Source organism: Bradyrhizobium sp. JR4.1 (genome assembly GCF_040548605.1).
In the GTDB taxonomy this organism is placed as follows: domain Bacteria; phylum Pseudomonadota; class Alphaproteobacteria; order Rhizobiales; family Xanthobacteraceae; genus Bradyrhizobium; species Bradyrhizobium canariense.
In genome coordinates, this window is sequence record NZ_JBEPRY010000001.1 from 620,348 (window position 1) to 637,773 (window position 17,426).

The following is a 17,426-nucleotide window of genomic DNA, read 5'->3' on the forward strand; positions in this document are numbered from 1 at the left end:
CGAGCACGCAGACAGGTCGCCGGGCCCGATGGGGCGGCTGCGCGCGCGGCTGGTCGGCATGCTCCGGGCCGTGCCGATCCGCTGGCGCATCCTGTCCATCGCGGCGCTGAACTCCGCCGTGGTCATCGTGCTGGTCGGGCTGATCTGGAACGGCTCGCAGGTGCTCGGCTCGGCCTGGGACGACGTGCGCCAGGTGCGCGAGTCCGACCGGATCCTGGCGCTGCTCGAAAGCGAGACGGGACGGCTGCACAATCTGATCCACCGCTACATCAACCAGCCGAGCCCCGATTTGTTCGCCGAGATCCTGCTGCTACGCGAGGCGGTGCTGGGGACACTGAGCAACCGAGCCGCCAAGGACCCGATGCTGTCGGGCTCGGTCGAGGAGCTGGAGCGCACCACCGACCGCTTCCTCAACGGCTTCGGCGAGCTGCGCGGCGTGCAGGCGACCATCGCCAGGACCTATGAGGATCAGGTGCAGGGACCGGCCAGAGACATGGCCGGGCTCTACTCCATCATCGAAGGCGCCACCGGCCATCGCGACGCGCTGATCTGGCCTTCGCTGGGCAAGTCGCGCGAGGCCTTCACCGCGATGCTGGTCGCGGCCAATTCCTACTATCTGTCGCTGTCATCGGGTGCGGCCGACGACGCCCGCCGCAACACCGAGACGATCGAGAAGACCATCCCCGTGATGATCGATCTCGCCGACAACGACCTCCAGCGCATGGCGCTGCGACGACTCGCGGCCCGGACCGCCGCGCTGCGCGAAGGCTTTGCAAAGCTCTCCGAGCAGCTCACGAACCGCACCGAGCTGCTGCGCAACACCATCGACGCCAACCAGGCCGAGGCGATCGGCGCCATCGATGATCTCTCCACCAAGATGCGCCAGCGCGAGCAGAAGGCGCAGGAGACGTTCGACCGCACGCTGGCGGACATTTCCCGTCGCGTTCTTTCCATCGCCGTGATCTTCCTCGGCATCATTCTCACCGCCGGCGTGCTGATCGCGCTGTCGATCCGGCTGCCGCTGCAGCAGATCATGGCGGCGATGCGCGCGATCACGCTCGGCGACCTCGGCCGCGAGGTGCAGGGCACGCGCGCGCGCGACGAAGTCGGCGCCATGGCGCGCGCGGTGGAAGTGTTCCGCGAAAACGCCATCGCGAAACGCCAGACCGAGGACGAGCTGCGCGCGTCCAAGGAGAAAGCCGAGAGTGCACTGCTCGAGCTCAACGCCGCGCAGCAGAATCTGATCGATGCCGAGAGGCTCGCAGCCCTCGGCGGCCTCGTCGCCGGCGTTGCGCACGAGGTCAACAATCCGATCGGCATCAGCCTCACCGTTGCGTCGAGTTTTGCCCGGCGCACCGAAATCTTCGAGGCCCAGCTCAAGGGCGAAGGCGGCCTGCGCCGCTCGCAGCTGGAAGAATTCGTGCAGTCCTCACGCGACGCCTCGCAGCAGCTCGTCGCCAATTTGCAGCGCGCCGGCGAACTGATCCAGTCGTTCAAGCAGGTCGCGGTCGACCGCTCCCATGCCGAACGGCGGCAGTTCTCACTCAGCGAAGCCACCGACCAGATCATCGCGAGCCTGCGCCCAGTGCTGAAGCGGTCGCCGATCACGCTCCATGTCGACATGCCCGAGGGACTGCTGCTCGACGGCTATCCCGGCTCCTACGGCCAGATCCTGACCAATTTGTTCCTCAACGCCGCCAACCACGCCTTTGCCGACGGCCGCGCCGGCACGATCACGATCTCGGCGCGCCCCCGCGGGGCCGACGACGTCGAGATCATCTTCACCGATGACGGGGCCGGCATGACCTCCGACGTGCAGCGCCAGGCCTTTGACCCATTCTTTACCACCAGGCGCAATGAAGGTGGCACGGGACTCGGCCTCCATATCGTCTATAACCTCGTCACCCAGCAGCTCGGCGGTCGCATGATGTTGGAATCCAAGCTGGGACAAGGCACCACATTTCGCATTATCATGCCCCGGGTCGCCAGGGGCGGCGGGCAAAGCACAGAGACTGACGGGACTTCTCAATGGCCGAACAGGACGATGTCCTCCACCTGATCGACGACACCGGTACCGCATCGGAGGATGTTGACGCCCGGAAATGGAAGATCGCCGTCATCGACGACGATCCGGCCGTGCATGACGGCACGCGCTTTGCGCTGTCCGACTACAATCTCAACGGCCAGGGCCTGGAGATCCTCTCCGCCCATTCCGCGGCCGAAGGTCGCAAGCTGATGGCCGCGCATAACGACATCGCTGCCGTGCTGCTCGACGTCATCATGGAGACTGATGTCGCCGGCCTCGAGCTGGTCGAGTACATCCGCAACGAGCTCAAGAACGAGACCGTGCGCATCATCCTGCGCACCGGACAGCCCGGCCAGGCGCCCGAGCGGCGCGTGATCGTGCAGTACGACATCAACGACTACAAGGCCAAGACCGAGCTCACCGCCGACAAGCTGTTCACATCGCTGACCGCGGCGCTGCGCTCCTACCAGCAGCTCGAGCGCATGCTGCAAACCCGGCGCGGGCTCGAGATCATCATCGACGCGGCTTCCACGCTGTACGACTTCAAGTCGATGCAACGGCTCGCCGAGGGCGTGCTGACCCAGCTCGCCTCGCTGCTCAACGTCGATTGCGCCGGCATCCTGGTCTTGCGCGACAATGGCGGCATCGACCCCGAGCTCTCGGTGCTCGCCGGCAGCGGCTGCTACAGCCGCTTCATCGGCACGACCTCGTCGAAGGCGCTCGACCCCGATCTGCGCGCAATGGTGGAAGCCGCTTTCCAGGGCCGCAAGAACGAATTCGCCGACCACCGCAGCGTGATCTATTTGCGCACCGGAAGCGGACGCGAGGTCGTGGTGCTGCTGCAGGCCGAGCGCGAGCTGTCCGAGACCGACCGCTCGCTGGTCGAGATCTTCTCCAGCCGGCTCTCGATCGCCTTCGACAACGTCATCCTCTACCAGCAGCTCCAGGCCGCCAACACCCAGCTGGAAGACCGCGTCGCCCAGCGCACCCGCGCGCTGATGCAGGCCAACCGCCGCCTCTCGGCGCAATGGCTGCGGCTGCAGCGCGCCAACGGCTTCAAGAACGAGATCCTCGGCACTGTTGCCCACGATCTGAAGAACCCGCTCGGCGTCATCCTCGGCCGCACCGAGATGCTGAAGGAGCTGATCTCGACCGGCGCGTCGTCAAGCGGCGTGGTGGCCCAGGTCGATCACATCCGCGATGCCACCAAGCGCCTGACCACGATGGTCGATCATCTGATCTCGGACGCGATGGCCGATGCCTTCGACATCACCATCCGCCGCGAGCCCGTCGACGTCGCGGCTCTGGTCAAGGAGGTCGCCGAGGCCAACCAGCCGCTCGCCGTCAACAAGCAGCAGGCGATCAGCGTCACCGCGCCCGTCAACATCGTCACCATGTGCGACACCGACCGCATCCGCGAGGCGATCGACAATTTGATCAGCAACGCCATCAAATACTCGCCGATCGGCGGCAAGATCGGCGTCATCGTCAGCCATGAGGGCGGCGACACCATCGTCCGCGTCAGCGACGAGGGCGCCGGCCTGTCGCCGGAGGATCTCGGCCGCCTGTTCGGCCGGTTCCAGCGGCTGTCGGCAAAACCGACCGCCGGCGAGAGCTCGACCGGGCTTGGGTTGTCCATCGTCAAGCGTATTATCGACATGCACGGCGGCGAGGTGACCGCCGAGAGCGAGGGCCCCGGCAAGGGCTCGACCTTCACCATCACCCTCCCCGCGACCGAAATACCGTGATCTCAGGACCATGACCCAAAGCCAGCACATCATGATCGTCGACGACGAGGCCCCGGCCCGGGAGATGGTCGGCGATTACCTCAAGATGCACGGCTTCACCGTGACGCTGTGCGACGGCGGCAAGTCCTTGCGCACGGCGATCGACGGCAGCATGCCCGACCTCGTCGTGCTCGACCTCAACATGCCGGAGGAAGACGGGCTCTCGATCATCCGCGACCTCAAGAGCCGCATCAACGTGCCGGTGATCATGCTGACGGCGACGGCGAGCCCGATCGACCGCGTCGTCGGCCTCGAGCTCGGCGCGGACGATTACGTGGCCAAGCCGTGCGAGCTGCGTGAGCTGATGGCGCGCATCCGCTCGGTGCTGCGCCGGAGCGCGCCGGCGAAAGCGGTGGCGGAAACGGCGGCTGCGAAATCGGACAAGGAGCAATTGGTGCGGTTCGGGACCAAGTGGCTCGATCTCGAAGCGCAGGCCTTGCGCGACGACGAGGGCAACGAGCACCCGCTGACAGCATCCGAGTTCGGGCTCTTGAAAGTGTTCGCGGCCAATCCGAAGCGCGTGCTGTCGCGCGAGCGCCTGCTGGAATTGGCCAACGCGCGCGACGCCGAAGCCTTCGACCGCGCCGTCGATCTGCGCATCATGCGCATCCGCCGCAAGATCGAGCCCGATCCGGCAAAACCCGCCGTGATCCGCACCATCCGCGGCGGCGGCTATCTGTTCTCGCCGGCGGGCGAGAAGGCGTAGCGGCCCCATTGTCGTCCTGGCGAAAGCCAGGACCCATTATCCCGACGGGTAATTTGGGAGACGGCTGGTGATCCACAGTCGTCGTCAAACTCCTCCCTGGGGTAATGGGTCCTGGATCAGCGCTCGCTTGTCCAGGACGACACGGGAGCGCGAACGCAAAAGCCCGAAATACGTTCCCGGCGCCTCCGCTTGTCGCCTCATCCCCACCCCGTATTTTCCGTACATTGAAATTCCACGCTTTTTTGCCCCGAATGTTTCGTCGCGACTAATCCGACGAAACAATTTGGCGGCGCACGAAACCATTTTCCCCTTTTCGTGCAGACGTCCCGAAACGTTGGCTCATTAACACTTTGGTCGAAGGAAACGCCGCTCGGTTGCGGCGCTACGGGGAGCCAAGTCAATGCCGAACGTGATCGCCATCAACGCCCAAGCCAGCCAGAGCATCATTGCCGCTCAGGCGACCTCGGACGACATGCTTCTCGAAAGCATTGCCGACGGCAACCGGACGTCCATGCACATCCTTTATTGCCGGCACAATGTGCGCGTCTACCGCTTCATCCTGCGGATCGTGCGCGACGCCACCACGGCGGAAGACCTCGTCAGCCAGGTGTTTCTGGACGTGTGGCGGACCGCCGGCCAATTCCAGGGCCGCTCGCAGGTTTCGACCTGGCTGCTCTCGATCGCCCGCTTCAAGGCGCTGACCGCGATGCGCCAGCGTCGCTTCGAGGACATCGACCAGGAAGACGTGCGCCAGATCGCCGATGGTTGCGACACGCCGGAGACCTCGCTCGACCGCAGCGACACCAGCGCCATCCTGCGCGCCTGCGTTCAGAAGCTGTCACCCGCGCATCGGGAAATCATCACTCTGGTCTACTACCATGAGAAGTCGGTGGAGGAGGTCGGACAGATCATCGGCATCCCGCAGAGCACGGTGAAGACCCGGATGTTCTACGCCCGCAAGCAACTCGCCGAATTGCTTAAGGGCTGTGGCGTCGAGCGCTTCGCCGCCTGAAGTTCAGAGACTTCAAAGGGATAGGACATCTGTTTTGGCCCTGTCCCGGACACGGAAGTGTTACCGCCGACGAAACAATTGAAACAAAGCACAACATCAGGCGGAAAAACTTCCCTCCTATAAAGCTCACATACGGTTTCGTTAAACCTCCCAAGACCTCCAACGACCCGGACGGGATGCCCCCCTCCGGGTCGTTTTGTGTTTGGGGCAGACTGCTGCGGCGGTGCGCTTGAGTGAGGCGGGCGGTCTCTCTCCTTCCCTCCCCCCTTGTGGGGGAGGGGCAGGGAGAGGGGCCCACACGGGGACTCTCTCGACTTGTACGCGCGGCATGATGCCAGACGGATAGACCATTTGCTGGGCTACCCCCCTCCCTAACCCTCCCCCACAAAGGGGGGAGGGAACGCACCGCCGCCCTTGGCCGGCACCTCCTCCGTCACGAGCACGTGACACTCGTAACAATCCGCCCATCACCGCCGAACCATCCTCGTGACCCCCTTCACGAGTGCCCCGATGCTCGAACTTCTCTTCGCCGTCCTTGCCGGCATCCTCACCATCGCCGCGCCGTGCACGCTGCCGATGCTCCCGATCCTGCTCGGCGCCTCGATCGGCCGCAGCTCGCATCTGCGTCCGGCGATGATCGCGCTCGGCTTCGTCGTGTCGTTCTCCGCGACCGCGCTGCTGCTCGGCGCCATCACGCGGCTGTTTAATTTCGATCCGAACGTGCTGCGCGAGGCGGCATCGATCCTGCTGCTCGGCTTCGGCCTGTTGATGCTGTGGCCGGCGCCGTTCGAATGGCTGTCGATCCGGCTCAACGGCTGGCTCGATCTCGGCAATTCCGGCGCCACGCAGCGCGAGGGTGCGCTCGGCGGGCTCGTGCTCGGCACCACGCTTGGCCTGGTCTGGACGCCCTGCGCCGGCCCGGTGCTCGGCTCGATCCTGACGCTGGTCGCGACGACTCAGAACGCGACCTGGGCCGGCACGCTGCTGATCGCCTACGCGATCGGCGCGGCGATCCCGATGCTGGCGATTGCCTATGGCGGGCAGGCCGCGACGACGCGGGTGCGCAGCCTCGCGCGCATCTCGCCGCGGCTGCAGCAGGGCTTTGGCGTCGTCGTGATCGGCTTCGCGCTCGCCGCCTATTTCCAATACGACACGCTGATCGTGGCGTGGCTCACCGGCTTCTATCCCACCGGCCAGATCGGCCTGTGATCATCGCGCATCTCAACCGGAGGACTCGTCCATGACTTTCAAACTGCTCGCCGTCTCCGCCGCACTGATCGGCATCGCCGTAACAGGCGCTGTCATCCCCGGCATCTGCGGCGAGGCCGCGCGCGCTGTCCCTGTCGTCACCGCTGCCGCAAGCCAGCAGACCGCGCCCGACTTCACCGGCATCAACAACTGGTTCAACTCGAAACCGCTGAACATTGCCGATCTCCGCGGCAAGGTCGTGCTGGTGGACTTCTGGACCTATGGCTGCGTCAACTGCGTCAACACGCTGCCGCACGTCACCGAGCTCTACGCCAAGTACAAGGACCGGGGTCTCGTCGTGGTCGGCGTGCACACGCCGGAATTCCCGTTCGAGCGCTCGGCGTCCAATGTGCAGGCGGCGCTGAAGCGGCACGGCATCACCTATCCGGTGGCGCAGGACAATGATTCCAGGACCTGGAACGCCTACAGCAACCAGTATTGGCCGGCGCAGTACATCATCGACCAGAACGGCAAGATCGTGTTCCAGCACGCGGGCGAGGGCCGCTATGACGAGATCGACCGCACCGTGGCAAAGCTGCTGAACGCCAGCAGCTGATGCGGCCCGGATATCACGCGGCTGGGTTCGCCTGACGGGCTTGTTGCTTGACTCCACGGACCCGTCCGTGGAGTTTCGCGGGCCACGCAATCAGCCGCCCGCGATGGACGACGCCACCAGCAGCACTGACATTCGCCTTCGTGAAGGCGCCTCGATCGCGCAGCGGCTGGTCATGTCCGGCTTTGCGGCTGCCGTTGCGCTGTGCTTCACGCCGGGCCTGTTCACGCACGACCCCCTGGAGGTGATCATCTCCGTGGTCGCGCTGCTGGTGGGAGCAGCGTTCGTCGGAATCATCATGCTGGCGCCGGCGGTGGTGTGGATCATCACGCCAGACGAGATCCTGATCGGGGAGCAGCGCCCGTTCGGAAAACTCCGGACGCGGATCGTCGCCAAGGACGACATCAAGGGATTACAGGTTCCCGGCAGCAAGAGGGCGAAAGCCCGCTTCCAGCTCGCCTTCACGCTGGCCTCCGGTGAGCGCCTGACATCGCCGCCGATCGCCGATGTCACCCACGTGCACGAGACGGTGGCGCGGATCGCCACGCAATTCGACGTTCCCGAGGTCGAGTCTCCGGTCAATCCTCTAGATGCCAGCAATCCCGAGATGCGCCTCGGCGATCCCCTCGAGCCGTTTTCCGCAAGAGACATCAGGATCGTCGCACTGATCGTCGTCGCATTGTGCGCCGTTCCCTACGCCTACAGGCTCTGGCGTGGCCTGTCGCCCGGGCCGGTGGACATCATGCTGCTGCCGGTCGGCGCGATCGCCGCTATCGGCGTTTATCGATATGCCAACCTTGTGACCGGCGCCTTCTGGATCATCCGCCAGGGCGATATCCGCGTCGAACGCCTGTGGGGCGACGGCACGCTGCGCGCCGACCACATCGAGGGGCGCGACGTGAAGTCGATCACGGTCGAGCGCCGCGGCCGCTCCGAGGACGAGCACTGCATCGTCGTGGTCCGATTGCAGTCGGGACGACGGTTTCGCAGCCCTCGCATCGGGTCAAGGCCAGAGGCCCGGGCCGTGGGGACGGAGATCGTCCGGCGGCTCGGGATCGCGCCGGAGAACAACCAGATCTAGCTGGGATCCAGTGCGATTGGCGAAGTTTGATCTCGCCGCGAATTCGGTCTGAGCCTCTCCCGCCTGCGGGAGAGGTCGGCGCGTCCGGGCGATGCGAAGCATCGTCCCGCGCGACGGGTGAGGGTTCTCTCCACGTTGGGAGTGCCCCATTGCAGAGACACGCTCTCCCCGACCCTCCCCCGCAGGCGGGGGAGGGAGCACATCGTGCCCAGCTCACTGCTTTTCGCGCCATCCCCTGTTTGTGGCATTGCCGGCGGTCCGTCAAAAAACCAAAGCATTCTCGTGACATGCCAGCCGGGCGCGCCATCAACTTGCCATGAAGCTGCCGCTGGGTTCAGATGGTTCCGAACGATATTTGCTGTGGCAGTGGGGGAGAGCTTGAAATGACGGATTTTCGTCGCCTGACCGGGATGTTTGTGGCTGCGATCGGCCTGATCCTGTCCGCGCCCCATGCCTACGCCCAGCAGCCCGACCGCGGCGACGAGCCGGGCCTGGTCGCCGACGATGCCTATGAGCTCGATCCGGAATGGCAGAAGCAGGTCGTCTACTTCCGCACCACTGAAGCGCCCGGCACCCTCATCATCTCGACCGCCGAACGGCATCTCTATCTGGTGCAGCCCGGTGGTCGCGCGATCCGCTACGGCATCGGCGTCGGCCGCGATGGTTTTCAGTGGCAAGGGCTGGTGAACATCACCAACAAGAAGGAGTGGCCGGACTGGACGCCGCCGCCGGAGATGATCCAGCGCCAGCCCTATCTGCCGCGCTTCATGGCCGGCGGCCCCGGCAATCCGCTCGGCGCACGCGCCATGTATCTGGGCACCACGGTCTACCGCATCCACGGCACCAATCGGCCCGACACGATCGGCACCAAGGTCTCCTCGGGCTGCTTCCGGCTCGTCAACCGCGACGTCGCCGATCTCTACGATCGCGTCCCGGTCGGCACCAAGGTGGTCATCCGGCAGAAGCCCGAACTCTGATCTCCTCGCCCTGGCGAATATTCCTTTTCCCGATTATTTCGAGAGAGCAACATGATGCGCACTTTTCGTGGCGGCCTGCTGATCGGGCTCGCAGTCGCCGTGCTGGTCGCCGTCCTGGCCATCATCTATGAATTCTACGACACCCGCACGCTGAAGCGCACCGTTCGCCGCGGCGAAGTGCTGTGCGGCGTCAACAAGGGGCTGCCGGGCTTCTCGATCCCCGACGACAAGGGCAACTGGACCGGCTTCGACGTCGATTTCTGCCGCGCGGTGGCCTCCGCGATCTTCAACGACCCGAGCAAGGCGAAGTTCGTCGCGCTCGATGCCAACGAGCGCTTCAAGGAATTGCAGAGCCGGAAAGTGGACATCCTTTCGCGCAACTCGACCTGGAGCATGGCGCGCGAGCTCGACTACGATCTCTATTTCCCCGCGGTCGCCTATTACGACGGCGCAGGCTTCATGCTGCCGCGCGCGCGCAACAAGGAAACCGCGCTGGACCTGACCGGCAGCAAGGTCTGCGTCCAGACCGGGACCACCACGGCGCTCAACGTCGCGGATTACTTCCGTGCCAACAACATGAAGTATGAAGAGGTGAAGTTCGACAAGCTGGACGACGTCGTGAAAGCCTACGACACCGGCAAATGCGACACGCTCTCCGCCGACGTCTCCCAGCTCTACGCACTGCGGATCAACCTGTCGAAGCCCGGCGACAGCATGATCCTGCCGGACATGATCTCAAAGGAGCCGCTTGCGCCCGTCGTGCGCCAGCGCGACGACGACTGGATGATGATCGTGAAGTGGACGCTGTACGCGATGATCAACGCCGAGGAGCTCGGCGTCTCCTCGGAGAACATCGACGAGGCCCTGAAGTCGAAGAAGCCGGAAGTGATGCGACTGGTCGGCACCGAGGGCAATTACGGCGAGCAGCTCGGCCTCACCAAGGATTGGGTCGTCCGAATCATCCGCAACGTCGGCAATTATGGCGAGATGTACGAGCGCAACATCGGCGAGAAGTCGAAGCTGAAGATCCCGCGGGGCATGAACCAGCTGTGGAATGCGGGCGGCGTGCAGTATGCACCGCCGGTGCGGTAGGGAGCTCTATCCGCCGTCATTGCGAGCGAAGCGAAGCAATCCAGAATCCCCCCGCGGTGACAGTCTGGATTGCTTCGTCGCAAGTGCTCCTCGCAATGACGAGCTTGGGGCGGGCGCGCTATCCACAATCTCAACTGTCGTCGCCCGGCTTGACCGGGCGATCCAGTATTCCAGAGACGGTTGCGATCAATCGAGAAGCCGCGGCGTACTGGGTCGCCCGGTCAAGCCGGGCGACGACACCGCCTGTGAGGCGACGCCCTGGACCTCACACCCGTCTCGCCTCAATACCCCCGCGCCCTCGCCAGCTGCTCGGTGTGGTAATTGGCGTCGCCGAACAATTCCTCGCACACGCGCGCGCGCTTCATGAAGAAGCCGATGTCGAACTGGTCGGTCATGCCCATGCCGCCATGCATCTGCACGCCTTCCTGCACCGCGCGCGTGGCGGTGGTGCCGGCGCGGGCTTTTGCCACTGCGACGCTTGACGCCGCCTTGGCGACGTCCGTATCGAGCGCTTGCAGCGCCTTCATCACGGCGGCGCGGGTGATCTCGATGTCGACATAGAGTTCGGCGGCGCGGTGCTGCAGCGCCTGGAATTCGCCGATCAACTTGCCGAACTGCTTGCGGCTCTTGAGGTACTCGACGGTGCGGTTGAACACTTCTTCGCTCAAGCCGACCATTTCGGAGGCTACCGCGCCGCGCCCGATATCGAGCACGCCGTCGAGCAGTGCGGCGCCCTGGTCGATCTCGCCCAGCACGCTGTCGGCGTCGACCTCGACATTGGCAAGCTCGATCCGCGCCGCATTGTGCGCGTCGACCATGATGGTGCGCTCGATCGCAACGCCCTTGGCCGCAGGGCTCACCAGGAACAGCGTCAGCCCCTCGCGTTCGCCGGCCGAGCCGGCGGTGCGTGCCGCGACAATGAGAAGGTCGGCGACGTGACCGTCGACCACCAGCGCCTTGGCGCCGGACAGCCGGAAACCATTGCCGGCGCGCACGGCCTGGAGGCCGGTCTGAAGCGGGCGATGTTTTGCACCCTCGTCGACCGCAAGCGTCACCAGCAGGGAGCCGTTGGAGATCTTCGGCAGATATTCCGACTTCTGCGCGGCATTGCCGCCACGGTTCAGCGCCGAGGCCGCGACCACGCTGGTGGCGAGGAAGGGCGACGGCATCAGCGTGCGGCCGATCTCCTCCATCACCACGCCGGCCTCGACATAGCCGAGGCCGCTGCCGCCGAACTCTTCCGGCACCAGCAAGCCGGCAAAGCCCATCTCGGCGAAGGAATGCCAAAACTCCCTGGAAAAGCCGGTGGGGTCCTTGCTGTCGCGCAGATGCCGCAAATGCGACACCGGCGCCTTGTCGCTGATCAACCCGCGCGCGCTGTCGCGGAGCATCGATTGTTCTTCGGTGAGGACGAGGGCCATGACGGGCTCCAACAAAATGCGGTTCGACTGAATTCGGTGGTTGAACCTCATGGTGAGGAGGCGCAAAGCGCCGTCTCGAACCATGCAGGCCCCACTCATCCTTCGAGACGCGGCCTGACGGCCGCTCCTCAGGATGAGGACTTTTGCTAGGCCCCCGGCAAATCCAAAATGCGCTTGGCGACGATGCCGAGCATGACCTCGGTCGTGCCGCCCTCGATTGAGTTGGCCTTGGTGCGCAGCCAGGCGCGCGGACGGGCGCCTTGCCTGGAGCGCTCGCTCTCCCATTCCAGCGCATCGACACCGCCGGCCGACATCAGGATCTCGTAACGGCGCTTGTTGAGCTCGGTGCCGTAATATTTCATTGCCGACGAGAACGCCGGATGCGCCTGCCCCGCCTTGGCGAGATCGACCGCGCGCTCGGCGCAGGCTGCAAGGGCGGCTTCATCGACGTCGAAGCTGGCGATCCGGCCGCGCAGCATGGAATCGTCGAGCCGTCCCAGCGCATCGGCGCCGACGGAATCGGCCGCGATCTGGCCTAGCGGACGGCCGACGCCGCGCTCGCCCATGCCTGATATCATCGCGCGCTCATGCTGGAGCAGATATTTCGCGACGTCCCAGCCGCGATTGACGGTGCCGACCACATGCGATTTCGGCACGCGGACATTGTCGAAGAACGTCTCGCAGAACGGCGAGTAGCCGGAGATCAGCAGGATCGGCTTGGTCGAGACGCCCTTCGAGGCCATGTCGAACAGGATGAAGCTGATGCCGTCATGCTTCTTCGCGGCGGGATCGGTGCGGACGAGGCAGAAGATCCAGTCGGCGTAATTGGCATAGGACGTCCAGATCTTCGACCCAGTGATCACGAAATCGTCGCCGTCGCTCTCGGCGCGGGTCTGCAGCGAGGCAAGATCGGAGCCGGCGTTCGGCTCGGAATAGCCCTGGCACCAGCGGATCAGGCCCCCTGCGATTTTCGGCAGGTGCTCTTTCTTCTGCGCGTCGTTGCCGTATTTCAGCAGCGCCGGCCCGAGCATCCAGATGCCAAAACTCGACAGCGGCGGGCGCGCGCCGATTCGTCCCATCTCCGCACGCAGCACCTTGTGCTCGGCGGCGCTCAGGCCGCCGCCGCCGTACTCCTTCGGCCAATCGGGTACGGTCCAGCCCTTGTCGCGCATGCGCTCGAACCAGATGCGCTGCGGCTCGGACGAGAATTTTGCGTTACGTCCGCCCCAGAACACGTCGGCGTCGGACGTTGCGGGCTTGCGCATCTCCGGCGGGCAATTGGCTTCCAACCAGGCGCGCGTTTCGCTGCGGAATGTTTCGAGATCGGCGGTCTCAGTCTCGCTGGCCCTGGAGTCAGTCATGGGTCGTTTCCATCATTCAAAATCGGCTTGTTGGGCACGACTCTGGGCCAAGCTCCCGCGGAATTCAACCACTTCCGTGTCACGCATCCGCTATAGTCGCGGCCACGGCGAGCTTGAAAACAAAGAGGAAACAACAATGCGCCTGAAGCTTCTTTCGCCTGGCGAAATGAACGAGAGCCAGCGGCAGACCTATGACGAGTCGATTGCCGGCAAGCGCGGCAAGCCGCCGGCCCCGATGATGGCCTGGCTGAACAGCCCCGACATGGCCCGTCACGCCACGCGGCTCGGCGAGGTCCTGCGTTACGATACGATCTTCCCCGCAAAACTTTCGGAGATCGCGATCCTGGTGACGGCGCGGCACTGGACCGCGCATTACGAATGGTACGCGCACAAGCGCCTGGCGCTTGCCGGCGGCATGAACCCTGACATCATCGACGCGATCCGCGACCGCCGCACGCCTGTCTTCGACGATCCCAAGGGCAAGATGATCTACGACGTCGCGAAGTCGCTGCATGAGGGCCATGGCGTCGAGAAGGGTCTCTATGCCGAGGCGGTGAAGCTGCTCGGCGAGCGCGGCGTGGTCGAGGTGATTGGTCTCTGCGGCTATTACACGCTGGTGTCGATGACGCTGAACACGTTTGAGTTCGAGCTGCCGGAGGGCGAGGTGCGGGAGCTCTCATAGTTTCGCGTAAGGAAACGATGGGTTTCGGGATAGGTCAGTAGCACTGTTCCGGGCCCGGGCTTATGTGGAGTCCATCAACGGAGCAGCCGCATGTCGCAGAACCAAGCCGTCGCCGCCGGCACCAGGATCGGCCACGTCCATCTCAAGGTCGCCGATCTCGATCGCGCGCTGGGCTTCTATTGCGGCGTGCTCGGTTTCGAGCTGATGCAGCGCATGGGCTCCGGCGCGGCCTTCATCTCGGCCGGCGGCTATCACCACCACATCGGGCTCAACACCTGGGAGAGCAAGGTCGGCTCGCCGCCACCGCCAGGCACGACCGGGCTCTATCACACAGCGATCCTCTACCCCACGCGGCCCGCGCTGGCGGATGCGCTGCACCGCGTGCTCTCGGCCGGCATTGCGCTCGACGGGGCGAGCGACCATGGCGTCAGCGAGGCGCTGTATTTGCGCGATCCCGACCAGAACGGTGTGGAGCTGTATTGGGACAAGCCGCGGGAGCAATGGCCGTTCGGGCCGGATGGCAAGCTGTCGATGTTTACGAAGCGGCTGGATGTGGACGGGCTGCTGAAGCAGCGGGAGGCTTAAACTCAACTCTCTCCTCGTCATTGCGAGGAGCGAAGCGACGAAGCAATCCAGAATCTTTCCGCAGTAGCAGTCTGTATTGCTTCGCTGCGCTCGCAATGACGGAGGATGTTGAAGCGACGCCGCGCCTCTACGCAGTCGTCGCATGCGGCTTCCCCCGCACCATGATCAGCGCCGCCGCTACCAGCTCCAGCGCAATACACAAATAGAACGGCAGCTCATAGCCACCGGAGAAATCGCGCAGAAAACCGACCACGCCGGGGCCGAATGCATAAGTCACCTGGTTGATCGCGGTGTTGAGGCTGATCAGCACGCCGAACGAGGCGGAATCGAATTCCTGCTGCACGATCAGCGACGGCAGCGTGATGAGATTGCCGACCGAGAAGCCGAACAACGCGCAGGCGGCGATCAGCAAATAGTCATTGTGCAGATTGATGACGACACACAGCGCCACGGCCTGGCTCAGGAACGACAGCGCCGAGGCGAGCCGCTGATTGAGGCGGTCGATCACCAGCGAGAACAGCACCCGGCCGATCACCGCCATCGCGGTCAGCACCGCAACCGCGACGGCCGCGCGCTCGCGCCCGATCACGGGATCCAGGAACGAGATCAGGTGGACGATAAAGCCGACCTGCGCGAACAGCACCAAAGCAAAGGCAATTGTCACCGTGAGGAAGCCGACATCGCGCAACGCCTGGCTGCGAATCTGCGCCGACGATTGCGGTTTCGTTTTCGTCGCGGCGCGCCGGCCATGGAGATCGGGCGGGCGGCCGACGACAATCAGGATCACCGGCACGAGCAACGCCAGCATGGCGCCGGCCACGATAAACATCGCGCTGGCGAAGCCGACGTGACCGATCAGGGTCACCAGCAACGGCACACCGACAATGCCGCCGAAGCTTGCGCCGTTCAGCGCGAGACTGATGGCCATGCCGCGCTTGTGGTCGAACCACAGGCTGATCGTGTTGGTGATCATGGCCAGACTCGTGCCGGCCCAGCCGAAGGCGAGCACGGCGTTCGCGAGATAAAGCTGCCACGGCTCACGCACCGCGCCGATCGCGACCGCCGCGGCGGACATCGCCAGCGTCCCCGCGATCAGGCCGAGGCGCGGGCCGTATGTGTTGACGGCCTCGCCGACGAAGACGACGAGCAGCGCGCCGAACAGATAGAAGAACGTCGTGCCGGACGAGATCAGCGAGGCCGACCAGCCGTGCGCGCGCTGGAGCTCGGCGACATAGACGCTCTGGCCGTAGAAGCCGAGCCCCCAGCCGAAGGTCGCGAGCAGGAAGCAGACCGCAACGATGCGCCAGCCTTCGTAGCGGAGGGAGGATTCGTCGATGGATACGTCGTGCCGGGGATTATCGAGCATTTGCGCTTGTCCTTCGTTTCCCCCGCGAGCGCCTTGCTTCACGCCCGCCTGTTCATGACGAGCATCATGTAACAACCCAAGCCCCGAAAATCACTTCGGCCTGGATCGAACTATCAACGCTGCTGACAGCCTCCCGCCATCTCAGATCGCGTCCGGAAACTCGCCCATGGCCGCGTCCAGCCGCGCCTTGCGGCGGCGGGTCCAGGACGCCAGCGAGAGCACGGCGAGCCCGAGCAGCACCGGCGGGAACACCACCATGTTCACCGCGGACCAGCCGTAACTGGCGAGCAACTGGCCGGACGAGAACGAACCGATCGCCATCATGCCGAACACCAGGAAATCGTTGAAGGCCTGCACCTTGTTGCGCTCCTGCGGCCGGTGCGTCTCCAGCACCAGCGCGGAGGCGCCGATGAAGGAGAAATTCCAACCGATGCCGAGCATGATCAGCGTGGCCCAGAAATGCATCGCGGTGATGCCGGACAGGCCGATGCCGGCCGCGCCGGCCTCCAGCAGCAGGCCGGCGGCAACAACCTTCCGCGCGCCGAAGCGGGCGATCAGCGCACCCGTGAAGAAGCTCGGCCCGTACATGGCGACGATGTGCCATTGAATGCCGAAATTGGAATCGGAAACGCTCAAGCCGCACAGCTTCATGGCGAGCGGCGCCGAGGTCATCACCAGATTCATCATGGGGTAGGAGATGACGCCGCACAGCGCCGCCGCGATGAAGCGCGGCTGGGTCACGATCTCGAGCAGCGGCCGCCCGCCGTGAAGATCGGCCGGTGCCGGCTTCGGCATGTCGACCCCGGCGACGATGCCCATCGCGATGAGCGCGACAGCCGCCTGGACCAGGAAGCTGAAGGCGAACAGATAGGGCTGCCAGACATCCATGGTCCATTGCACGAGCTGTGGACCGAGCACGCCGGCGAACACGCCGCCCGCCATCACCCAGGACACCGCCTTGGGCCGGTACGCCGCGCTGGCGCCGTCGGCGGCAGCGAAGCGGTAGGACTGCGCCACCGCGCCGTAGAGGCCGCCGAGAAAAGTCGCCAGACAGAACAACGGAAACGAAGCGTGCAGGATCGCGAAGCAGCCGAGCAGACCGGTCAGCGCGCCCACACCGGTGCCGACGATGAAAGCGACGCGGCGGCCGAAGCGGCGCGAGATCGCGCCGGTCGGCAGCGTGCCGGCGGCGAGGCCGAGCACATACATCGAGATCGGCACGGTTGCGAACGAGACGTCGGGCGCGAGCGTCGCGCCGACGATCGCGCCGGTTGCGAAGATCACCGCCGAGTTGGCGCCGGTCAGCGCCTGCGCGGCGGCAAGGCGCACCACATTGGCACGCACGCGGGCGTCGGCGGCGATCTCATTGGCTGCAGTCACATCCAGCATCGGCATTTCCGCCCCAACGGGCTTTCGAGGGGCTTCAAAGGCTTTCAAAGGCTCGCTTGATTCCCGTCACTATGGCGGGACGCGAGAGGGCGGGCAACCGGCGCAAACGGGCGCAGGCCATGCCTCTGACGCAATCGGGC

15 protein-coding genes are annotated in these 17,426 nt (G+C 64.9%); 11 read left to right on the top strand and 4 right to left on the bottom strand.

Annotation, left to right across the window (positions count from 1 at the left end; all coding sequences use genetic code 11):
* Positions 1-28 precede the first annotated feature (28 nt).
* The 9 genes from ABIB90_RS03105 (at position 29) to ABIB90_RS03145 (ending at position 10,482) form a co-directional block, all read left to right on the top strand.
* Complete coding sequence (locus ABIB90_RS03105; protein WP_007597974.1) at positions 29-2,059, top strand: sensor histidine kinase; 2,031 nt, start codon at positions 29-31, stop codon at positions 2,057-2,059.
* Positions 2,029-3,774, top strand: coding sequence for an ATP-binding response regulator (locus ABIB90_RS03110; protein WP_007597982.1), 1,746 nt, complete (start codon positions 2,029-2,031; stop codon positions 3,772-3,774). Before ABIB90_RS03105 ends, ABIB90_RS03110 begins: the two co-directional genes overlap by 31 nt.
* 10 nt (positions 3,775-3,784) lie before the next feature.
* Positions 3,785-4,519, top strand: coding sequence for a response regulator (locus ABIB90_RS03115; protein WP_007597984.1), 735 nt, complete (start codon positions 3,785-3,787; stop codon positions 4,517-4,519).
* 400 nt (positions 4,520-4,919) lie between these two features.
* Positions 4,920-5,531, top strand: coding sequence for a sigma-70 family RNA polymerase sigma factor (locus ABIB90_RS03120; protein ID WP_018456005.1), 612 nt, complete (start codon positions 4,920-4,922; stop codon positions 5,529-5,531).
* Between the two features lie 510 nt (positions 5,532-6,041).
* Positions 6,042-6,740, top strand: a complete 699-nt coding sequence (locus tag ABIB90_RS03125) for a cytochrome c biogenesis CcdA family protein (protein ID WP_007597990.1) — start codon at positions 6,042-6,044, stop codon at positions 6,738-6,740.
* Positions 6,741-6,771: 31 nt separating this feature from the next.
* Positions 6,772-7,335 (top strand): thioredoxin family protein, encoded by a 564-nt coding sequence (locus ABIB90_RS03130; protein WP_354200168.1) that lies wholly within the window; start codon positions 6,772-6,774, stop codon positions 7,333-7,335.
* Between the two features lie 103 nt (positions 7,336-7,438).
* On the top strand, positions 7,439-8,413 hold the full coding sequence (locus ABIB90_RS03135; protein WP_007597993.1) for a hypothetical protein: 975 nt from the start codon (positions 7,439-7,441) through the stop codon (positions 8,411-8,413).
* Between the two features lie 383 nt (positions 8,414-8,796).
* The gene (locus ABIB90_RS03140; RefSeq protein ID WP_007597994.1) at positions 8,797-9,390 is read left to right on the top strand and encodes a L,D-transpeptidase; all 594 of its coding nucleotides are present in this window, start codon (positions 8,797-8,799) and stop codon (positions 9,388-9,390) included.
* Between the two features lie 54 nt (positions 9,391-9,444).
* Positions 9,445-10,482: an amino acid ABC transporter substrate-binding protein gene (locus ABIB90_RS03145; RefSeq protein ID WP_354200384.1), complete on the top strand. Its 1,038-nt coding sequence runs from the start codon at positions 9,445-9,447 to the stop codon at positions 10,480-10,482.
* 281 nt (positions 10,483-10,763) lie between these two features.
* Here ABIB90_RS03145 and ABIB90_RS03150 read toward each other — a convergent pair whose 3' ends face one another.
* Positions 10,764-11,903, bottom strand: coding sequence for an acyl-CoA dehydrogenase family protein (locus tag ABIB90_RS03150; RefSeq protein WP_354200169.1), 1,140 nt, complete (start codon positions 11,901-11,903; stop codon positions 10,764-10,766).
* Between the two features lie 146 nt (positions 11,904-12,049).
* Entirely contained in the window at positions 12,050-13,264 is a 1,215-nt protein-coding gene (locus ABIB90_RS03155; RefSeq protein ID WP_354200170.1) for an acyl-CoA dehydrogenase family protein, read from the bottom strand.
* Between the two features lie 136 nt (positions 13,265-13,400).
* Between ABIB90_RS03155 and ABIB90_RS03160 the strand changes: the two genes are divergently transcribed.
* Together ABIB90_RS03160 and ABIB90_RS03165 are read left to right on the top strand one after the other, a co-directional pair.
* A complete protein-coding gene (locus ABIB90_RS03160) occupies positions 13,401-13,946 on the top strand; it encodes a carboxymuconolactone decarboxylase family protein (protein WP_354200171.1) in 546 nt (181 codons plus the stop codon).
* Positions 13,947-14,036: 90 nt separating this feature from the next.
* Positions 14,037-14,531 (top strand): VOC family protein, encoded by a 495-nt coding sequence (locus tag ABIB90_RS03165; protein ID WP_354200172.1) that lies wholly within the window; start codon positions 14,037-14,039, stop codon positions 14,529-14,531.
* 127 nt (positions 14,532-14,658) lie between these two features.
* Here the strand turns inward: ABIB90_RS03165 and ABIB90_RS03170 are convergent, their stop codons facing one another.
* Together ABIB90_RS03170 and ABIB90_RS03175 are read right to left on the bottom strand one after the other, a co-directional pair.
* Positions 14,659-15,897: an MFS transporter gene (locus ABIB90_RS03170; protein WP_354200173.1), complete on the bottom strand. Its 1,239-nt coding sequence runs from the start codon at positions 15,895-15,897 to the stop codon at positions 14,659-14,661.
* Positions 15,898-16,038: 141 nt separating this feature from the next.
* Entirely contained in the window at positions 16,039-17,286 is a 1,248-nt protein-coding gene (locus ABIB90_RS03175) for an MFS transporter (protein ID WP_354127047.1), read from the bottom strand.
* Positions 17,287-17,426 lie beyond the last annotated feature (140 nt).